Origin of the sequence: Pseudomonas sp. lyk4-TYG-107, assembly GCF_030209055.1 — a bacterium.
Lineage (GTDB): Bacteria > Pseudomonadota > Gammaproteobacteria > Pseudomonadales > Pseudomonadaceae > Aquipseudomonas > Aquipseudomonas putida_A.
Window position 1 is genome coordinate 234,376 of the sequence record NZ_JARVST010000004.1, and the last position, 15,076, is coordinate 249,451.

The window sequence follows — 15,076 nt, forward strand, 5'->3', positions numbered from 1 at the left end:
CATTTTGATGGTGAATTTTGTGGGGATCAAGAATAGCCATAAACAGCCGATAACCCCACTTAGTAGTGAATTCATCAGAACAAGCCCAGGAGTCATTGATGGCCGGCATTCTCGACACGGTAGACCAACGCACGCAACTGGTGGGTGAGAATCGCCTGGAAATTCTCATGTTTCGACTGGCCGGACGCCAATTGTTCGCGATCAACGTGTTCAAGGTTCAGGAAGTTCTGCAACTGCCAAAGCTGACCTTGATGCCACAGCGTCACCCCTTTGTATGCGGCGTGGTCAACCTGCGCGGCCAGACGCTGCCGGTGATCGACCTGTCTCAGGCGATCGGCATGCGCCCGCTGGTGCCGGGCCCGAACAGCACCATCATCGTCACCGAGTACAACCGTTCGGTGCAGGCTTTCCTCGTCGGTGGTGTGGATCGCATCGTCAACATGAACTGGGAAGCCATTCTGCCGCCGCCGACCAGTGCTGGCCGCCAGCACTACCTGACTGCAATCAGCAAGGTTGACGATCAACTGGTGGAAATCATCGACGTCGAGAAAGTCCTCGCCGAAATCGTCCCGTACAACGCCAAGGTCTCGCGCGACAAGCTTGACGATCCGGTGCTGGAGCGTGCCCGTGGCCGCGAAGTGCTGCTGGTGGACGACTCCAACGTGGCCCTTTCGCAACTGCGCGACACCCTTGGCCAGCTCGGGGTGAAAATGCACATCGCCAGTGACGGCCTGAAGGCACTGAACATGCTCAAGGCCTGGGCCGATACCGGCGTGAACATGACCGACAAGCTGTTGATGGTGTTCACCGACGCGGAAATGCCGGAAATGGACGGCTATCGCCTGACCACCGAGATCCGCAACGATCCGCGTCTGCGCGGTCTGTACGTGGTGTTGCACACTTCGCTGTCCGGCAGCTTTAACGACTCGATGGTGAAGAAGGTCGGTTGCGACAACTTCCTCTCCAAATTCCAGCCGGACAAACTGGTCGATGTGGTGCGTCAGCGTCTGATGCTCGATGAAGTGCCGGCCTGATCCTGACGCTTCAGCCTCCTGTGGGAGCGAGCCTGCTCGCGAAGGCGGATTCCATGTCAACACATGTGTTGAATGAATTTCCGCTTTCGCGAGCAGGCTCGCTCCCACAAGGTTTGCACTGCACAAACTCTTTTGATTCGCCGATAAAGCTCGTATAGGGTGGCTTTTTTGCCCACCAGGGAGCTGGCCATGCTGCGTCTGAGCGCGCTTTATCGTTATCCGTTGAAATCCGGCAAACCCGAGATTCTGCAATCGATTGGCCTGGACAAACTGGGCCTTGCAGGGGACCGACGCTGGATGCTCGTGGACGAGGCCAGCGGCCGCTTTCTGACCCAGCGGGCCGAGGCGAAAATGAGCCAGTTGTCGGCGCTGTGGAATGCGCAGGGCGGTCTGACCCTGAGTGCCCCCGGGCTTGCCGCGCTGGACGTGCCATTGCCCGAGGCCGATTCCGACTTGCGCGGTGTGACCATCTGGCGTGACACCCTGCGCGTGCCGGATGCCGGTGATGCAGCGGCCCGCTGGGTCAGCGAGTTCATCGGCAAACCGACCCGTCTGGTGCAGGTTCCCCTTGATCGCGCGCGCATGACGCAGGCCGGTTATGGCCGTGAGGACGATCAGGTCGCGTTCGCTGACGGTTTCCCGCTGTTGCTGATTGGCGAAGCGTCACTTGAGGATCTGGTGCAAAAGGTCGGACGACCGCTGGAGATGCTGCGCTTTCGGCCGAATCTGGTGATCGAAGGCAGCGCGGCGTTCGCCGAGGACGGCTGGAAGCGCATTCGTATCGGTGACGTCGAGTTCCGCGTGGTGAAGCCTTGCTCGCGCTGCATTCTGACCACCATCGATCCGCAAACCGGCGAACGCAGTGCTGATCGCGAACCGCTGGCAACCCTGCAGAAATACCGTGCGCAGGCCGATGGCGCGATGTTCGGGCAGAACCTGGTCAACGACAGCAATGGTCAACTGGAAGTCGGAATGCCGGTGGAAATCCTCGAGTAACCGCTGCCGGAAATGAAAATGCCCGTGTCCATGGACACGGGCATTTTTTTGCACCGGGAAAAACCGTGGGCTTAGCCGCGGTATTCGCACAGATAAGCGGTATCAACGGCGACTTTCAGCTGGAACTTGCTGTTGGCCGGAACGTTGAACTGGCTGCCGGCGGCGAAGGTTTCCCAGTCGCTGCTGTCCGGCAGTTTGACGGTCAGCGCACCGGAGACCACGTGCATGATCTCGCGCTGAGCGGTGCCGAATTCGTATTCGCCCGGGGCCATGACGCCGATGGTCGCCGGACCTTCAGCGGTGCCAAAAGCGATCGACTTGACGGTGCCGTCGAAGTACTCGTTGACTTTGAACATGGGCGATTCCTCTCGAAAAGGGCAAAAAAGGGTTAAAAAGGGCCGGTCAGTATGCACAAGGCTCCCGGCGCCGTCACCTGCCCGGGGCGTGTCCGGCGAGTTCTCGCCCTGACTTCAGAGTGGCAAGACCAACGGCAGCAACCGCGCGGTATTGCGCGCATCTTCCAGCGCTCGGTGCTGTTGACCGCTGAACTGCATGCCGGCCAGTTGCAGCGCACCGTTCAAGCCCAGCGGTCGTTCCAGGCGCCGGGCCTTGGCGAAGCGCTGCTTGAGGTTCATGTGTGGCACCCGGCTCAGCAGGCTGTCGAGTTGCAGGCGCTGCCATTCCTGGAGCAACTGCTTGCGGTCGTAATCGCCCCAACTGGCCCAGCCTTCGAGGCGCGTCTGGTGTTGCCCGAGCCAGCGTTCGAAGGCCGGCCAGACCTCGTTCAACGGCTGCGCGGCGTCGATGTTGGCCTGGGTGATGTGCGTGAGCTCACGGCAGAACGGCGTCAGCAACGGCCGCCGGGTCGGTTTGACGAACCGCTGAAAGTGATCCTGCTCGCGACCGGCACGGTCGACCAGCGTCGCGCCGATTTCGATGATTTCCATTTCCGTAACCGGCCAGCCACCTTCATCTGTGGTGGCTTCCAGATCAATGACCAGCCAATGGGGCATCGCAGGTTTCCTGATTTACGCGTCCTGATAGATCAGAGCGTAGTCAAACCTTGCGTTTGCGCCTGGCGACTCACTCGACCTGCAACAGAACCTGACGATTTTTTACCTGATCGCCGACCTTGACCTGCACCCGCTTGAGCACGCCGTCGATGCCGGCCTTGAGCGGATGCTCCATTTTCATTGCCTCCAGCACCACCAGCAACTGACCCTTGCTGACCGGGCTGCCTTCGCTGACCAGCACGTCGACGATGGCACCGTCCATCGGCGCTTTCAGTGTGCCGGAGCTGACGCTGCTCTGACTGCTGATCAGCGCATGAGTTCGATCCTCCAGGCGCAGGTTGCCGGGGTGGGTGAACAGCCAGAGTTCTTGGTCATCGATCCGGTAGGCGTGACGCTGGCGCAGGCCGTCGACTTCCAGTGTCACCGCGCGCTCGTCGCAATTGATGACGGTCAGTACCAGTGCGCGCTGCATCACGTTCACGGTGAAGCGGTCATCCCCGTCCGCAAGCAGTTGCACGGTCCAGTCCTGCTGTTCAAGCCCGAGGCGGTAATTGAGCGGCGCGCCGACATTGTTGCGCCAGCCCTTGAGCGGCGCACGATGCGCCTGCGCGCCAGCCTGATAAAACAGCACGGCGGCGATGGCCAGCTCCTCGGCGGTGGGGGCGTAAGTGTGCAGGCATGGGTGGTCAGTGAAATGCTGCGCGATGAACGCGGTGCTGAACTCGCCGCTGATGAACTGCGGATGCTGCAGCAGGCTGACCAGCAAAGTCTGGTTGCTCTGAACGCCGAGCAGCACGCTGTCCTGCACCGCGCGCAACAGCTTGCGGCGCGCCTCTTCGCGGGTGGCGCCGTGGGCGATCAGTTTGCCGAGCATCGGATCATAAAACGGGCTGATCGACTGACCTTCGCGCAAGCCATGATCGATCCGCGCTCCCGGGCCCAACGCCGGTTCCCAGGCCTGTACACGACCGGTCTGCGGCAGGAAATTCTGCGTCGGATCTTCGGCATACAGACGCACTTCCATGGCGTGACCGTTCAGCGCGACCTGATCCTGAGTCAACGGCAGCGGCTGCCCCTCGGCGACGGCCAATTGCCAGGCGACCAGATCCTGCCCGGTGATCAGTTCGGTCACCGGATGCTCGACCTGCAGACGCGTGTTCATTTCCAGAAAGTAGAACTGCCCACGGGCATCGAGCAGAAACTCGACGGTGCCGGCACCGACGTAATTCACCGCTCGGCCAGCTTTCAATGCCGCTTCGCCCATGGCCTGGCGCAACTCGCGTGTCATCACCGGGCAGGGTGCTTCCTCGACGACTTTCTGATGGCGGCGCTGCACCGAGCAATCGCGCTCGCCGAGGTAGATCAGGTTGCCGTGATGATCGCCGAACAGTTGCACCTCGACGTGCCGTGGTTCGATCAGCGCCTGTTCGAGGATCAGTTCATCACTGCCGAAACCGTTCAGCGCCTCGGAGCGGGCGGTGCGCAATTGCGCCGGCAATTCCTCGCTGCTGTGCACCAGACGCATGCCGCGTCCACCGCCGCCAGCGCTGGCCTTGATCATCAGTGGATAGCCGATGCGCCCGGCTTCGCGCAGCAACGTGGCGTCATCCTGCGCGGCGCCTTGATAGCCGGCGATACAGGGAACACCAGCGTCGAGCATGGCGATTTTCGACAGGCGCTTGCTGCCCATCAGCTCGATGGCCTCGGCGCTGGGGCCGATGAAGGTCAGGCCGGCCTCTGCGCAGGCACGGGCGAATTCGGCATTTTCCGAGAGGAAGCCATAGCCGGGATGGATCGCGTCGGCACCGCTGCGGCGGGCGGCGTCGAGGATCGCCGGGATGTTCAGGTAGGACTGCTGCACCGGTGCGGCGCCGATGTTCACCGCTTGATCGGCCATCTGCACGTGCAGGGCATCGGCGTCGGCATCGCTGAATACGGCGACGGTGCGATAGCCGAGGGCCTGGGCGGTGCGCTGGATGCGGCAGGCGATTTCACCGCGGTTGGCGATCAGGATTTTGTGGATGACGGGCATGGCTGTTCCCTCGGAATTTGCGGTGTCGGTGCTGGCCTCTTCGCGAGCAAGCCCGCTCCCACATTTGGAATGCGTTCCGTCTGTGGGAGCGAGCCTGCTCGCGAAGCTTTTAAGGGGCCCATCGCGGTTTGCGCTTTTGCACGAAAGCCATGGTGCCCTCGATCCCTTCGGCCCCGGTCACCGCTTCGCTGAACCACCGCGCCGCTTCATCCAGCAGCTCATCCGAGGGCTGCCCGGCACTGGCGAGCAGCAATTTTTTGGTCGCCGCATTCGCTTCGGGCGCGCAGCACAAAACATGGTCGAGCACTTCGTCGAGGCGTTCTGCCAGTGCCTGCGGATCCTGCTCGACAAAATGCACCAGTCCCAGCCGCCGCGCCTGATGGCCGTCGAAACGCGCAGCGGTCAGTGCCAGTCGGCGGGTCTCGGTCAGGCCGATGCGCTGCACCACGAATGGCGCGATCTGCGCCGGCAGCAGACCGAGGCTGGTTTCCGGCAGACCGAACTGCGCTTGATGGTCGGCCATAGCGATATCGCTGACACATGCCAGCCCGAAACCACCACCGAGCACTGCGCCCTGTAAAACGGTGATCAGCACTTGTGGTGCGTCCTGAGCTTCTTGCAGCAGAGCTCCAAAGGCGCGGTTCAACACGCGGTAAGCGTCGGCCCCTTGGGCACGGGCATTGGCCATGTCCTTGATGTCGCCCCCCGCACAGAAATGCCCACCGGCACCGCTGAGGACCAGAGCGCGAACCCCGCGGTCATCGCGCACCGCCGCCAATACCGCGCGCAGTTCGGCGACCATTTGCAGGCTCATCGCATTGCGGCTGTCCGGGCGATTGAGGGTGATGTGCAGCACGCCGCCGTGCAGTTCCAGCAGCAGAGTCTGACAGTCGGGCAGGGGGCTCATTTCTTTTTTCCCGGCAGAATGCCCATCAGTTTGCAGATGATCCCCAGCATGATTTCGTCGGCGCCGCCGCCGATCGACACCAGCCGCACATCGCGATAGGCGCGGGCTACCGGGTTGTCCCACATGAAGCCCATGCCGCCCCAATATTGCAGGCAGCTGTCGCTGACTTCACGGCCGAGACGCCCGGCCTTGAGCTTGGCCATCGATGCCAGACGTGTGACGTCCTGACCTTTCACATATTGCTCAGTGGCCTGATAGACCAGCGCCCGCAGGCATTCGATTTCGGTCTGCAATTCGGCGAGGCGGAAGTGGATCACCTGATTGTCGATCAGCGCGTTGCCGAAGGTCTTGCGTTCCTTGCAGTACTCGATGGTGCTGTCGACGCAATATTCCAGACCCTTGATCATGTTCGCCGCGCCGAACAGGCGTTCCTCCTGGAACTGCAGCATCTGCATCATGAACCCGGCGCCTTCGTGGCCGATGCGGTTGCGCTGCGGCACACGCACGTTGTCGAAAAACACCTGAGCGGTTTCCGAGCTGCGCATGCCGAGCTTGTCCAGGTGCGAGCTGAGGCTGATGCCCGGAGTGTTCATCGGCACCATGATCAGCGACTTGTTGATGTGCGGCTTGTCGTCCGAGGTATTGGCCAGCAGGCAGATGAAATCGGCGCTCGGCGAGTTGGTGATCCACATCTTGCTGCCGTTGATCACGTAGTCGTCGCCGTCCTTGCGCGCGCTGGTCTTGAGTCCGGCGACGTCGGAGCCGGCACCGACTTCCGAGACGCCGATGCAACCGACCTGCTCACCGGTGATCGCCGGACGTAGGAATTCGTCGCGCAATTCATCAGAGCCGAAACGGGCCAGCGCCGGGGTGCACATGTCGGTCTGCACGCCGATCGACATCGGAATGCCGCCACAATGAATGGTGCCGAACTCTTCGGCGGCGACAATCGAATAGCTGTAGTCGAGGCCCATGCCGCCGAATTTTTCCGGCTTGGAAATGCCCAGCAGTCCGAGGTCGCCGGCCTTGCGGAAAATCTCGTGGATTGGAAAGCGTCCGGCCTTTTCCCATTCATCGACGTGCGGGTTGATCTCGTGCTCGACGAACTGGCGGACGGTACGGCGCAGTGCTTCGTGTTCCGGGGTGAAGATCATTTTTATTGTTCTCCTTGGGATCCGTGGCAGTCAGAAGCGGCTGACGCCGAAGCTGTTGGGTTGCAGCGTGCGGATGTCGGCTTCGTGGCAGATATCCAGCAGGTAACCGAGCAGGGTGCGTGTATCGCGTGGGTCGATCAGGCCGTCGTCCCACAGGTTGGCGCTGCCGTAGAGCGCGGTGGATTGGCTGTCGAGTTTCTGCGCGGTGACCTGTTCGAGCATGTCGAGCATTTTCGGATCCGGCACCAGGCCTTCCTTGAGCTGTTTGGCCTCGGTGACGATGCGCAGCACCTTGCCGGCCTGCGCGCCGCCCATCACCGCGGTGCGGCTGTTGGGCCAGGCGAAGATGAAACGTGGATCGAGACCGCGTCCGCACATCGCATAGTTGCCGGCACCGTAGGAGCCACCGACCACAATCGTCAGTTTAGGCACTCGCGCATTGGCCACCGCTTGAATCAGTTTCGAGCCGTGTTTGATCACGCCTTGCTGCTCGGACTCGGTGCCGACCATGAAACCGGTGGTGTTGTGGAAAAACAGCAGCGGCGTCTGGCTCTGATCGCACAGTTGAATGAACTGCGCGGCCTTGCTCGCGCCGGCGGGGGTGATCGGGCCGTTGTTGCCGATCAAGCCGCAGGCGCGACCGTGGATTTTCAATTGGCCGCAGATGGTTTGCTGATCGAACTCGCCCTTGAATTCAAGAAACTCCGATTCATCGGCAATCCGCGCAACGATTTCGCGCACGTCGTAGGGCTTCTTCGGGTCTTCGGGAATCAGCCCGAGCAACTCGTCGATCGGGTACAGCGGCGCCTTGTATTGCGGCTCCGGCAGCCACGGCAATTGCTCGTTCCACGGCAGCATGCGCAAGATCTCGCGGACCAGGCGCACGCCGTCGGCATCGTTCTCGGCCAGATACTCGGCGGTGCCGGCGACCTGCGCGTGCATCTCGGCGCCGCCCAGCTCTTCATCGGTGGCGACCTCGCCCGTCGCGGCCTTGAGCAGTGGCGGCCCGGCAAGAAACAGCTTGGCCTTGCCGCGCACCACCACCACGTAATCCGACAGCCCCGGTTGATAGGCGCCACCGGCCGTCGCCGAGCCGTGCACCACGGTAATTTGCGGCAAACCCATGGCCGACATCCGCGCCTGATTGGCAAAACTGCGTGCGCCTTCGACGAATATCTCCGCCGCATAATTGAGGTTGGCGCCGCCGCTCTCTGCCAGAGTGATCACCGGCAGTTTGTTTTCCAGGGCGATCTGTTGCAGCCGCAGGGATTTTTTCAGGCCGGTGGGGGAGATCGTGCCACCCTTGATCGCGCTGTTGTTGGCCACCACCATCGCCCGGATGCCGGACACGTAACCGATGCCGGCGATCAGGCCGCCACCGGCAGCGCTGCCGTCCTTGTCGTCGTGCAGCTTGTAGCCGGCCAGACTCGCCAGTTCGAGGAACGGCGCACCGGGGTCGAGCAGCAGGTTCAGGCGTTCGCGGGGCAGCAGTTGCCCGCGCTTGTCGAATTTGCCCTTGGCTTCGGCAGCCTTGTTCAGCAGGTTCTGTTCCAGTTGCTGGACGTGCTCGATGGCCGTGAGCATCGCCGCGCAGTTGCGCGCGAAAGCTTCACTGTGCGGATCGAGTTGGGACTGGATCTGCGGCATGGCTTACTCCTTGTCCTTGAGCACGTCGGGCAGGTACGCCCGATGGAAACCGTTGAACGACTCGCTGTGGCTTGCCTTGTGCAACGGCCATGCGCGGCTGCCGAGACTGGCCGCGCCATCGATTTTCAAGGTGCTGCCGCTGATGAACGCCGCCGCCGGGCTGAGCAGAAAAACGATCGCCGCACTGACCTCCGATTCGGTACCGATGCGTTTGAGTGGCACGTGTTCGCGCAGGGTCGGGATCACGGCTTTGAAAGCGCCTTCATAAGTGTCCATGCCGCTGGACGCGATCCAGCCCGGCGCCACCGCATTGACCCGCACCCCGGCGTACCCCCACTCGAACGCGGCGGTTTTGGTGAAGTTGTCCATCCCCGAACGTGCCGCGCCCGAGTGGCCCATGCCGGGCATGCCGCCCCACATGTCGGCAAGCATGTTGACGATGTTGCCGCCGTTTTTGCTCATCGACTGGTTGAACACTTCCCGGGCCATCAGGAAGCCGCCGACCAGATTGGTGCGCAGTACGGTTTCGAAACCTTTCTGATTGATCGAGGCCAGTGGCGACGGGTACTGGCCGCCGGCATTGTTGACCAGACCGTGGATCGGCCCGTGTTCGGCGATCAGCCCGGCGATCAGTTGCTTCACCGCGTCTTCGTCACGGATGTCGCAGGCCTGCCAATGGGCGCGGCCGCCGTCTTCGGCGATTTCGGCGGCGACCTTTTGCAGTTTTTCCGGCTTGCGTCCGACCAGCAGCACAGTGGCGCCGAGCGCCGCCAGTTCATGCGCGGTGCAACGGCCGATGCCACTACCGCCACCGGTGACGATGATGGTCTGGCCGCTGAACAGATCGGCTTTGAAAATCGATGCGTAAGCCATGAAGCCCAACCTCTAGTCGAGTTGTTCGGCGATGCTCTGCGGCACCGGGATCTGGATTTCCAGCAGTTGCTGGGCGAAGGCCTTGCCCTGGGGATCGATGCGCAGACTCGCCACGCCTCCGCCGCCAAGCGCGTTCTCCAGCAGAAAATTCAGGCTGTGGGTGCCGGGCAGGTACCAGCGTTCTACCCGGCCGTGAATCGGGTCGAGCACATGGCGCATCCAGTCGACGATCACCGCTGGCGTCAGCGCTTCGGCGATCCATGGCAGGTATTCCGGTCGACGCGGCAGGACACCGATGTTGCTGTGGTTGCCCTTGTCACCGGAGCGCGCCACCGCCAGTTTCACCAACGGCACACTGGCGTCGGCGCGGCCTTGGGGTTTGGGTGGCTGGTCGGGGGTTGGCAGGTCATGGCTGTCGAGCGGCATTTGCGCGGGGAGGGCGCAGGGAAGCTGTTCACCGGACATGTCGATGTGCAGGGTGCAGGCGGTTTTATCGATCAGGAACGAGAATAGCCGGATCAGCGGGTATACCGTCGGCCGTCCGCCGACGATTCCCGTCAGTCCCGGTGCCATGCCGGTGGCAGCCTGGGCGATTTCCCGGGAGAACAGGATCAGCGCCGGTTTCAGTGGATGGCGCACCGCAAGTTTGATCACCACCTCGCGGCTGTCACGACGCTGGCCGTGAGGGCCGTAGGTGGCTTCGCTGCCGAGCAGTTCAATGTTGACTTCGCTGTAGGGTGGCCAGCCGCGCTGGCTGAACATTTCTGCAGTCTTGTCGATGATTGCCTGACTGACGCGGCGCGCCTTGTCCACCGCATCGATGCCGGCGATCAGGCAACTGGCGGTGCAGCGGAAACCGTCCGGGTAAGTTGCGCTGACCTTGTATTTATCGCTGGGCGGCAGGCCTTTGGCTCCGTGGACGTGCACGGCGTTTTTGCCCTGTTGCTGCAGTTTCACTTGAGTGAAATCGCAGACTACATCCGGCAACAGATAGGCCTGTGGATCACCGATTTCATAGAGCATCTGCTCGCCAACGGTCAGCGGCGTCACCAATCCGCCGGAGCCTTCGGGTTTACTGACGATGAACTGGCCGTCGGCGCTGACTTCGACGATGGGGAAACCGATGTGTTCGTAGTCCGGCACGTCGCGCCAGTCGGTGAAATTGCCCCCGGTGCATTGCGCGCCGCATTCGATGATGTGCCCGGCCAGCGCGGCCTGGGCCAGTTTGTCGTAGTCGTGCCACGCCCAGCCGAACTCATGCACCAGCGCCGCACTGACCACCGCGCTGTCGACCACGCGCCCGGTGATGACGATGTCGGCGCCCAGGCGCAGGGCTTCGACGATGCCCGGCGCGCCGAGGTAGGCGTTGGTTGATACGCACATCGGCGGCAGCGGCGCGCCGTTGAACATTTCGTGGATGCCTTGGGCGGCGAGTTGCTTGAATTGCGGTTGCAGATCGTCGCCGAGCAGCACGGCGATTTTCAGACTGACCCCGGCCTTGTCGCAGGCAGCCTGCAGGGCGGCGGCACAGGCTTTCGGATTGATCCCGCCGGCGTTGCTGATCACGCGGATCTTCTGTTCGGCCAGTTGCGGCAGCAGCGGCGCGAGCACCTCGACGAAGTCCCCGGCGAACCCGGCCTGAGGGTCCTTCATGCGCGCGCCGGCCATGATCGACAGGGTGATTTCGGCCAGGTAATCGAACACCAGATAATCCAGCTGCCCGCCGGCCACAAGTTGTGCGGCGGCGGTACTGGTGTCACCCCAGAATGCGCTGGCGCATCCGATCCGAACGGTGGTGGGCATTTTTATCTCCGACTCAGGAACCTGCGACAGAAGTGTCTGGAGGCTACCAAGCAAGCGCTTGGTTTGTAAACCACTGAAATATCTTCTGCCCAAGCGCTTGCTTGGTTGCGGCCCGCGGCTTAAATTGCGCGCAACCCTGCGTGTTCAGGGGGCAACAGACTGATCGACTGTAGGAGAGAACGGGTGGACGAGCAAAAAGCCCTGAGGGTCATGCGCGAACTGGTCGACCAAGGCCAGTTGACCGACCCTGACAGCGCCCGCGGCAAACTGCTGCAAGTGGCGGCTCACCTGTTCCGCAACAAGGGTTATGAACGCACCACCGTGCGCGATCTGGCCGGGGCGGTGGGGATCCAGTCCGGGAGCATTTTTCATCACTTCAAGAGCAAGGATGAAATCCTCCGGGCGGTGATGGAAGAAACCATCCGTTACAACACCGCGTTGATGCGCGCCGCGTTGGTCGAAGCCAGTAACGTGCGCGAGCGGGTGCTGGCGCTGATCCGCTGCGAGTTGCAGTCGATCATGGGCGGCAGCGGCGAAGCCATGGCGGTGCTGGTCTATGAATGGCGTTCGCTGTCCGAAGAAGGTCAGGCCCGGGTGCTGGCCCTGCGCGATGTCTATGAAGACCTCTGGTTGCAGGTGCTGGGCGAAGCCAAGGAGGCGGGGTTTATCCGTGGCGATGTATTCATTACCCGACGTTTTCTCACTGGCGCGCTGTCCTGGACCACCACCTGGTTCCGTGCCGGCGGCAGCTTGAGCCTCGATCAGTTGGCCGATGAAGCGCTGATTCTGGTGCTCGAAGAGCGTTAACCCACGTTCCAACAGGTCAGGAAACTGGCTAACTGGGCGAAACCGCCTAGCTTGAATGCATTGATCGGTATTTTTTCGGGGAGTGGGGTGTTTTGAAGTCTTCGCCAATTCGGACGGCCACGGGGCTGGTACTCGTCGCGCTGACGGCATTTTCAGGGTTGTCTGCGCAGGCGGCGCAACTGGTTCGAGTGGGCGCCGCGCACTTTCCGCCTTACACCATCCGCCCGGAAAACGGTGCCGACACCGGTCTGCTGCCGGAATTGGTCGAAGCGCTGAATGCGTTGCAGACGGAGTATCAGTTTGTCCTGGTACCGACCTCGATTCCCCGGCGTTTCGGTGACTTGAAGGAAGGGCGCACCGACATGGCGATTTTCGAAAACCCGGAGTGGGGCTGGAAGGACATTCCACACACCACGGTCGATATGGGCCTGGAAGATGCCGAGATTTTCGTCGCGCAACGCGAAGAGGGTCGGCAGCAGGATTACTTCTCGGACCTCAAGGGCAAGCGGCTGGCGCTGTACAGCGGTTATCACTACGAGTTCGCCAATTTCAACGCCGACCCCAAATTTCTCGCGGATACGTTCAAGGCCACGTTGACCTATTCCCATGACAGCAACCTGTTGATGGTGCTGCGCGGGCGCGCCGACATTGCCTTGGTCACGCGCTCCTACCTGTTCGACTACCTGAAACGCAACGAAAAGGTGGCCGACAAGTTGCTGGTGTCGCAGCGCATCGATCAGGTTTATCACCATTACTCCATTCTGCGCCCGGCCGCGCCGATCACCGGCGAGGCGTTTGGCAAATTGTTGCAGGAGCTGCGGGACAACGGGCAGATGCTGAAGATTTTCGAGCCATACAAGATCGCTCTGGTACCGGTACCGCAACACTGATTTCACCCCGTCGGCTAAATTTTCCCGTGCGGCTCACGTCCCATCGTTGAACTGTCGACGATTATCGTGAGCCCGACCCATGTCCAATCTGAATGACCTGACTGCCTTGGCCTTGCCTTCGGGCAGTGAACTGGTAGCCGATGCTACTGAAAGCCGTCTGAGCCTGAGCCTGGACGGGCAACCGCTGGTTCGCTTGCGTCTGAATCGTGACGGCACCGGCCCGATTCAGCTCGATGAGCGTTTTGCCCTGCCGCCCGGCCTGGCGTTGTGGGCGGCCTGTTACTGGTTGTTCGCCCGTGAGCCGGAGCGTCAGCAATTGCTCTGGCAACTGGACCAGCCGCCCACCGAAGCCTTGCTCAGCGGCTTGCTGGTCAGCACCGAAGTGGCCGGCGAATACCGTTGCGAGCGCACCCTGTTCTGGCAATTGCCGCAGCCATGGCTCGGTACATCGCTGAGCGGCAGCTACCCGCAACAAATGGTGATCAGCCAGGGCAAGCGCCATCCGCTGCGTCCGGTCAAGCCGCGCGGCGAAGTCTATCGACGTTTCGATGCACGCCTCGGGGCGTGGATCTCCCTGCGCACGCTGGAGATCGAGCAGGATCTGGCGCGTTTCAATCGCTGGCAGAACAGTCCGCGTGTCGCCAGTTTCTGGCAGGAGGAGGGCAGTCTTGAGCAGCATCGCGAATACCTGAGCAAGCTAGACGCCGATCCGCACACGCTGACGTTGATCGGCTGCTTCGACGATCAACCGTTTGCCTATTTCGAGGCCTACTGGGCCAAGGAAGACCGTATCGCGCCGTTCTATGATGTCGACAATTACGACCGTGGCATTCACATGCTGGTGGGGGAAGAGAATCACCGTGGCCCGCACAAGGTCGCGAGCTGGTTGTCGGCGCTGGTGCACTATCTGTTTCTGGATGATCCGCGTACCCAGCGCGTGGTCGCCGAACCGCGTGCCGACAACGCGAAGATGATCGGCCACATGCAGAATCAGTGCTTCCACTGCGAGAAGGAATTCGACTTTCCGCACAAGCGCGCGGCGTTGATGATTCTGGGGCGTGAGCGGTTTTTTGATCGGTGCAAGCTGGCCTGAGGTTCAGGCCTCAAAGATCTACGTGATCTTGAGGCCGCATTCGCGAGCAGGCTCGCTCCCACACAGGTTCTGCATACACAGGACAAATGTGGGAGCGAGCCTGCTCGCGAATGGGGTTACCACGATTTCGCTGATTAACGACGCCCCATCGAAGCCGCATCCCCGCGACTGCCCGACACCTTGCGGCAGTGCACCAGCGCATCGCGAATCATGAAATTGACCAGGGTTGGCGAGACGCCGAGTTCCTTGGCGATGTCCTTTTGCGGCACCCCGTGCAGACGGTACATCTCGAAGGCGTAGCGGGTGCGGCTGGGCAGTTCGGTCAGCGCGTCGGCGATGTGTTCCAGCGTCGAGAAGTTGATATGCGAGGTTTCCGGCGAAGCGCCCTGAATGACCACATTCAACCCTTCCTCTTCCGGGCCTGAGTACTTCTGTTCCAGCGCCTGTTTGCGGTAGTGATCGATGGCGAGGTTGCGCACGATCTGGAACAGGTAACTCAATTGCGCCTTGATCGACGACGTGATCGGCGGGGCCGACTGCAAGCGGAAGAACGCATCCTGCACCACGTCTTCGGCGCGCGAACGGCAGCCGGTAATGCGCGCTGCAATCTTCACCAGAATCAGTCGATTGTCGACGAAGGCCTGAAGTAGCGGTGAATCGCACCTGCTTGTGGATACTTGTTCCGTCATGGAAATCACCTTGCTGCCAATAGGTTAGTGGGACGCCGGGGGACGGGGCCGTCCTACACATCGAGCGACAAATTATGTTGAATGATAATGATTGTCAATTGAGAAAGAGAACTAATGCTCCGTAAAGGTGCGAATCGA

General features: G+C 61.5%; 14 protein-coding genes. 5 read left to right on the plus strand and 9 right to left on the minus strand.

What is annotated here, in order from left to right:
- Positions 1-98: 98 nt before the first annotated feature.
- Entirely contained in the window at positions 99-1,034 is a 936-nt protein-coding gene (locus QRN61_RS05105; protein WP_003226705.1) for a chemotaxis protein CheV, read from the plus strand.
- A 189-nt stretch (positions 1,035-1,223) separates the two neighbouring features.
- The gene (locus QRN61_RS05110) at positions 1,224-2,030 is read left to right on the plus strand and encodes an MOSC domain-containing protein (protein ID WP_097088280.1); all 807 of its coding nucleotides are present in this window, start codon (positions 1,224-1,226) and stop codon (positions 2,028-2,030) included.
- A 71-nt stretch (positions 2,031-2,101) separates the two neighbouring features.
- Here QRN61_RS05110 and ppnP read toward each other — a convergent pair whose 3' ends face one another.
- The 8 genes from ppnP to QRN61_RS05150 form a co-directional block, all read right to left on the minus strand.
- Positions 2,102-2,386 carry a pyrimidine/purine nucleoside phosphorylase gene (gene ppnP, locus QRN61_RS05115; protein ID WP_003226701.1) on the minus strand — a complete coding sequence of 95 codons (285 nt, stop codon included), beginning with the start codon at positions 2,384-2,386 and terminating at the stop codon, positions 2,102-2,104.
- A gap of 114 nt (positions 2,387-2,500) precedes the next feature.
- On the minus strand, positions 2,501-3,043 hold the full coding sequence (locus QRN61_RS05120) for a 3'-5' exonuclease (protein WP_027613412.1): 543 nt from the start codon (positions 3,041-3,043) through the stop codon (positions 2,501-2,503).
- Between the two features lie 70 nt (positions 3,044-3,113).
- Positions 3,114-5,075 carry an acetyl/propionyl/methylcrotonyl-CoA carboxylase subunit alpha gene (locus tag QRN61_RS05125; RefSeq protein WP_285373360.1) on the minus strand — a complete coding sequence of 654 codons (1,962 nt, stop codon included), beginning with the start codon at positions 5,073-5,075 and terminating at the stop codon, positions 3,114-3,116.
- A gap of 109 nt (positions 5,076-5,184) precedes the next feature.
- Positions 5,185-5,982 (minus strand): enoyl-CoA hydratase/isomerase family protein, encoded by a 798-nt coding sequence (locus tag QRN61_RS05130; RefSeq protein WP_183785448.1) that lies wholly within the window; start codon positions 5,980-5,982, stop codon positions 5,185-5,187.
- Positions 5,979-7,136: a citronellyl-CoA dehydrogenase gene (gene atuD, locus QRN61_RS05135; RefSeq protein WP_027613409.1), complete on the minus strand. Its 1,158-nt coding sequence runs from the start codon at positions 7,134-7,136 to the stop codon at positions 5,979-5,981. The genes QRN61_RS05130 and atuD overlap by 4 nt, the downstream gene beginning before the upstream one ends.
- A 30-nt stretch (positions 7,137-7,166) precedes the next feature.
- The gene (atuC, locus tag QRN61_RS05140) at positions 7,167-8,783 is read right to left on the minus strand and encodes a geranyl-CoA carboxylase subunit beta (protein ID WP_285373361.1); all 1,617 of its coding nucleotides are present in this window, start codon (positions 8,781-8,783) and stop codon (positions 7,167-7,169) included.
- A 3-nt stretch (positions 8,784-8,786) separates the two neighbouring features.
- Complete coding sequence (locus tag QRN61_RS05145; protein WP_285373362.1) at positions 8,787-9,656, minus strand: SDR family oxidoreductase; 870 nt, start codon at positions 9,654-9,656, stop codon at positions 8,787-8,789.
- Between the two features lie 12 nt (positions 9,657-9,668).
- Positions 9,669-11,459 (minus strand): acyclic terpene utilization AtuA family protein, encoded by a 1,791-nt coding sequence (locus QRN61_RS05150; protein ID WP_285373363.1) that lies wholly within the window; start codon positions 11,457-11,459, stop codon positions 9,669-9,671.
- A gap of 183 nt (positions 11,460-11,642) precedes the next feature.
- Here QRN61_RS05150 and QRN61_RS05155 point away from each other — a divergent pair, with 183 nt between their 5' ends.
- From QRN61_RS05155 to QRN61_RS05165, 3 genes are all read left to right on the plus strand, one after another.
- Complete coding sequence (locus QRN61_RS05155; RefSeq protein ID WP_285373364.1) at positions 11,643-12,266, plus strand: TetR/AcrR family transcriptional regulator; 624 nt, start codon at positions 11,643-11,645, stop codon at positions 12,264-12,266.
- A gap of 92 nt (positions 12,267-12,358) precedes the next feature.
- A complete protein-coding gene (locus tag QRN61_RS05160) occupies positions 12,359-13,156 on the plus strand; it encodes a substrate-binding periplasmic protein (RefSeq protein ID WP_285373365.1) in 798 nt (265 codons plus the stop codon).
- 79 nt (positions 13,157-13,235) lie between these two features.
- On the plus strand, positions 13,236-14,249 hold the full coding sequence (locus QRN61_RS05165; protein WP_285373366.1) for a GNAT family N-acetyltransferase: 1,014 nt from the start codon (positions 13,236-13,238) through the stop codon (positions 14,247-14,249).
- Positions 14,250-14,383: 134 nt separating this feature from the next.
- On the opposite strand, the gene QRN61_RS05170 is transcribed toward QRN61_RS05165, so the two are convergent.
- Positions 14,384-14,938, minus strand: coding sequence for an RNA polymerase factor sigma-70 (locus tag QRN61_RS05170; RefSeq protein WP_027613402.1), 555 nt, complete (start codon positions 14,936-14,938; stop codon positions 14,384-14,386).
- Between the last annotated feature and the right edge of the window lie 138 nt (positions 14,939-15,076).

What these genes read in the sequence shown, in the direction of transcription:
- QRN61_RS05105 (WP_003226705.1), top strand. Translation starts at nt 99, where the DNA reads ATGGCCGGCATTCTCGACACGGTAGACCAACGCACGCAACTGGTGGGT.
- QRN61_RS05110 (WP_097088280.1), top strand. Translation starts at nt 1,224, where the DNA reads ATGCTGCGTCTGAGCGCGCTTTATCGTTATCCGTTGAAATCCGGCAAA.
- ppnP (WP_003226701.1), bottom strand. Translation starts at nt 2,386, where the DNA reads ATGTTCAAAGTCAACGAGTACTTCGACGGCACCGTCAAGTCGATCGCT.
- QRN61_RS05150 (WP_285373363.1), bottom strand. Translation starts at nt 11,459, where the DNA reads ATGCCCACCACCGTTCGGATCGGATGCGCCAGCGCATTCTGGGGTGAC.
- atuC (WP_285373361.1), bottom strand. Translation starts at nt 8,783, where the DNA reads ATGCCGCAGATCCAGTCCCAACTCGATCCGCACAGTGAAGCTTTCGCG.
- QRN61_RS05170 (WP_027613402.1), bottom strand. Translation starts at nt 14,938, where the DNA reads ATGACGGAACAAGTATCCACAAGCAGGTGCGATTCACCGCTACTTCAG.
- QRN61_RS05120 (WP_027613412.1), bottom strand. Translation starts at nt 3,043, where the DNA reads ATGCCCCATTGGCTGGTCATTGATCTGGAAGCCACCACAGATGAAGGT.
- QRN61_RS05145 (WP_285373362.1), bottom strand. Translation starts at nt 9,656, where the DNA reads ATGGCTTACGCATCGATTTTCAAAGCCGATCTGTTCAGCGGCCAGACC.
- QRN61_RS05130 (WP_183785448.1), bottom strand. Translation starts at nt 5,982, where the DNA reads ATGAGCCCCCTGCCCGACTGTCAGACTCTGCTGCTGGAACTGCACGGC.
- QRN61_RS05165 (WP_285373366.1), top strand. Translation starts at nt 13,236, where the DNA reads ATGTCCAATCTGAATGACCTGACTGCCTTGGCCTTGCCTTCGGGCAGT.
- atuD (WP_027613409.1), bottom strand. Translation starts at nt 7,136, where the DNA reads ATGATCTTCACCCCGGAACACGAAGCACTGCGCCGTACCGTCCGCCAG.
- QRN61_RS05125 (WP_285373360.1), bottom strand. Translation starts at nt 5,075, where the DNA reads ATGCCCGTCATCCACAAAATCCTGATCGCCAACCGCGGTGAAATCGCC.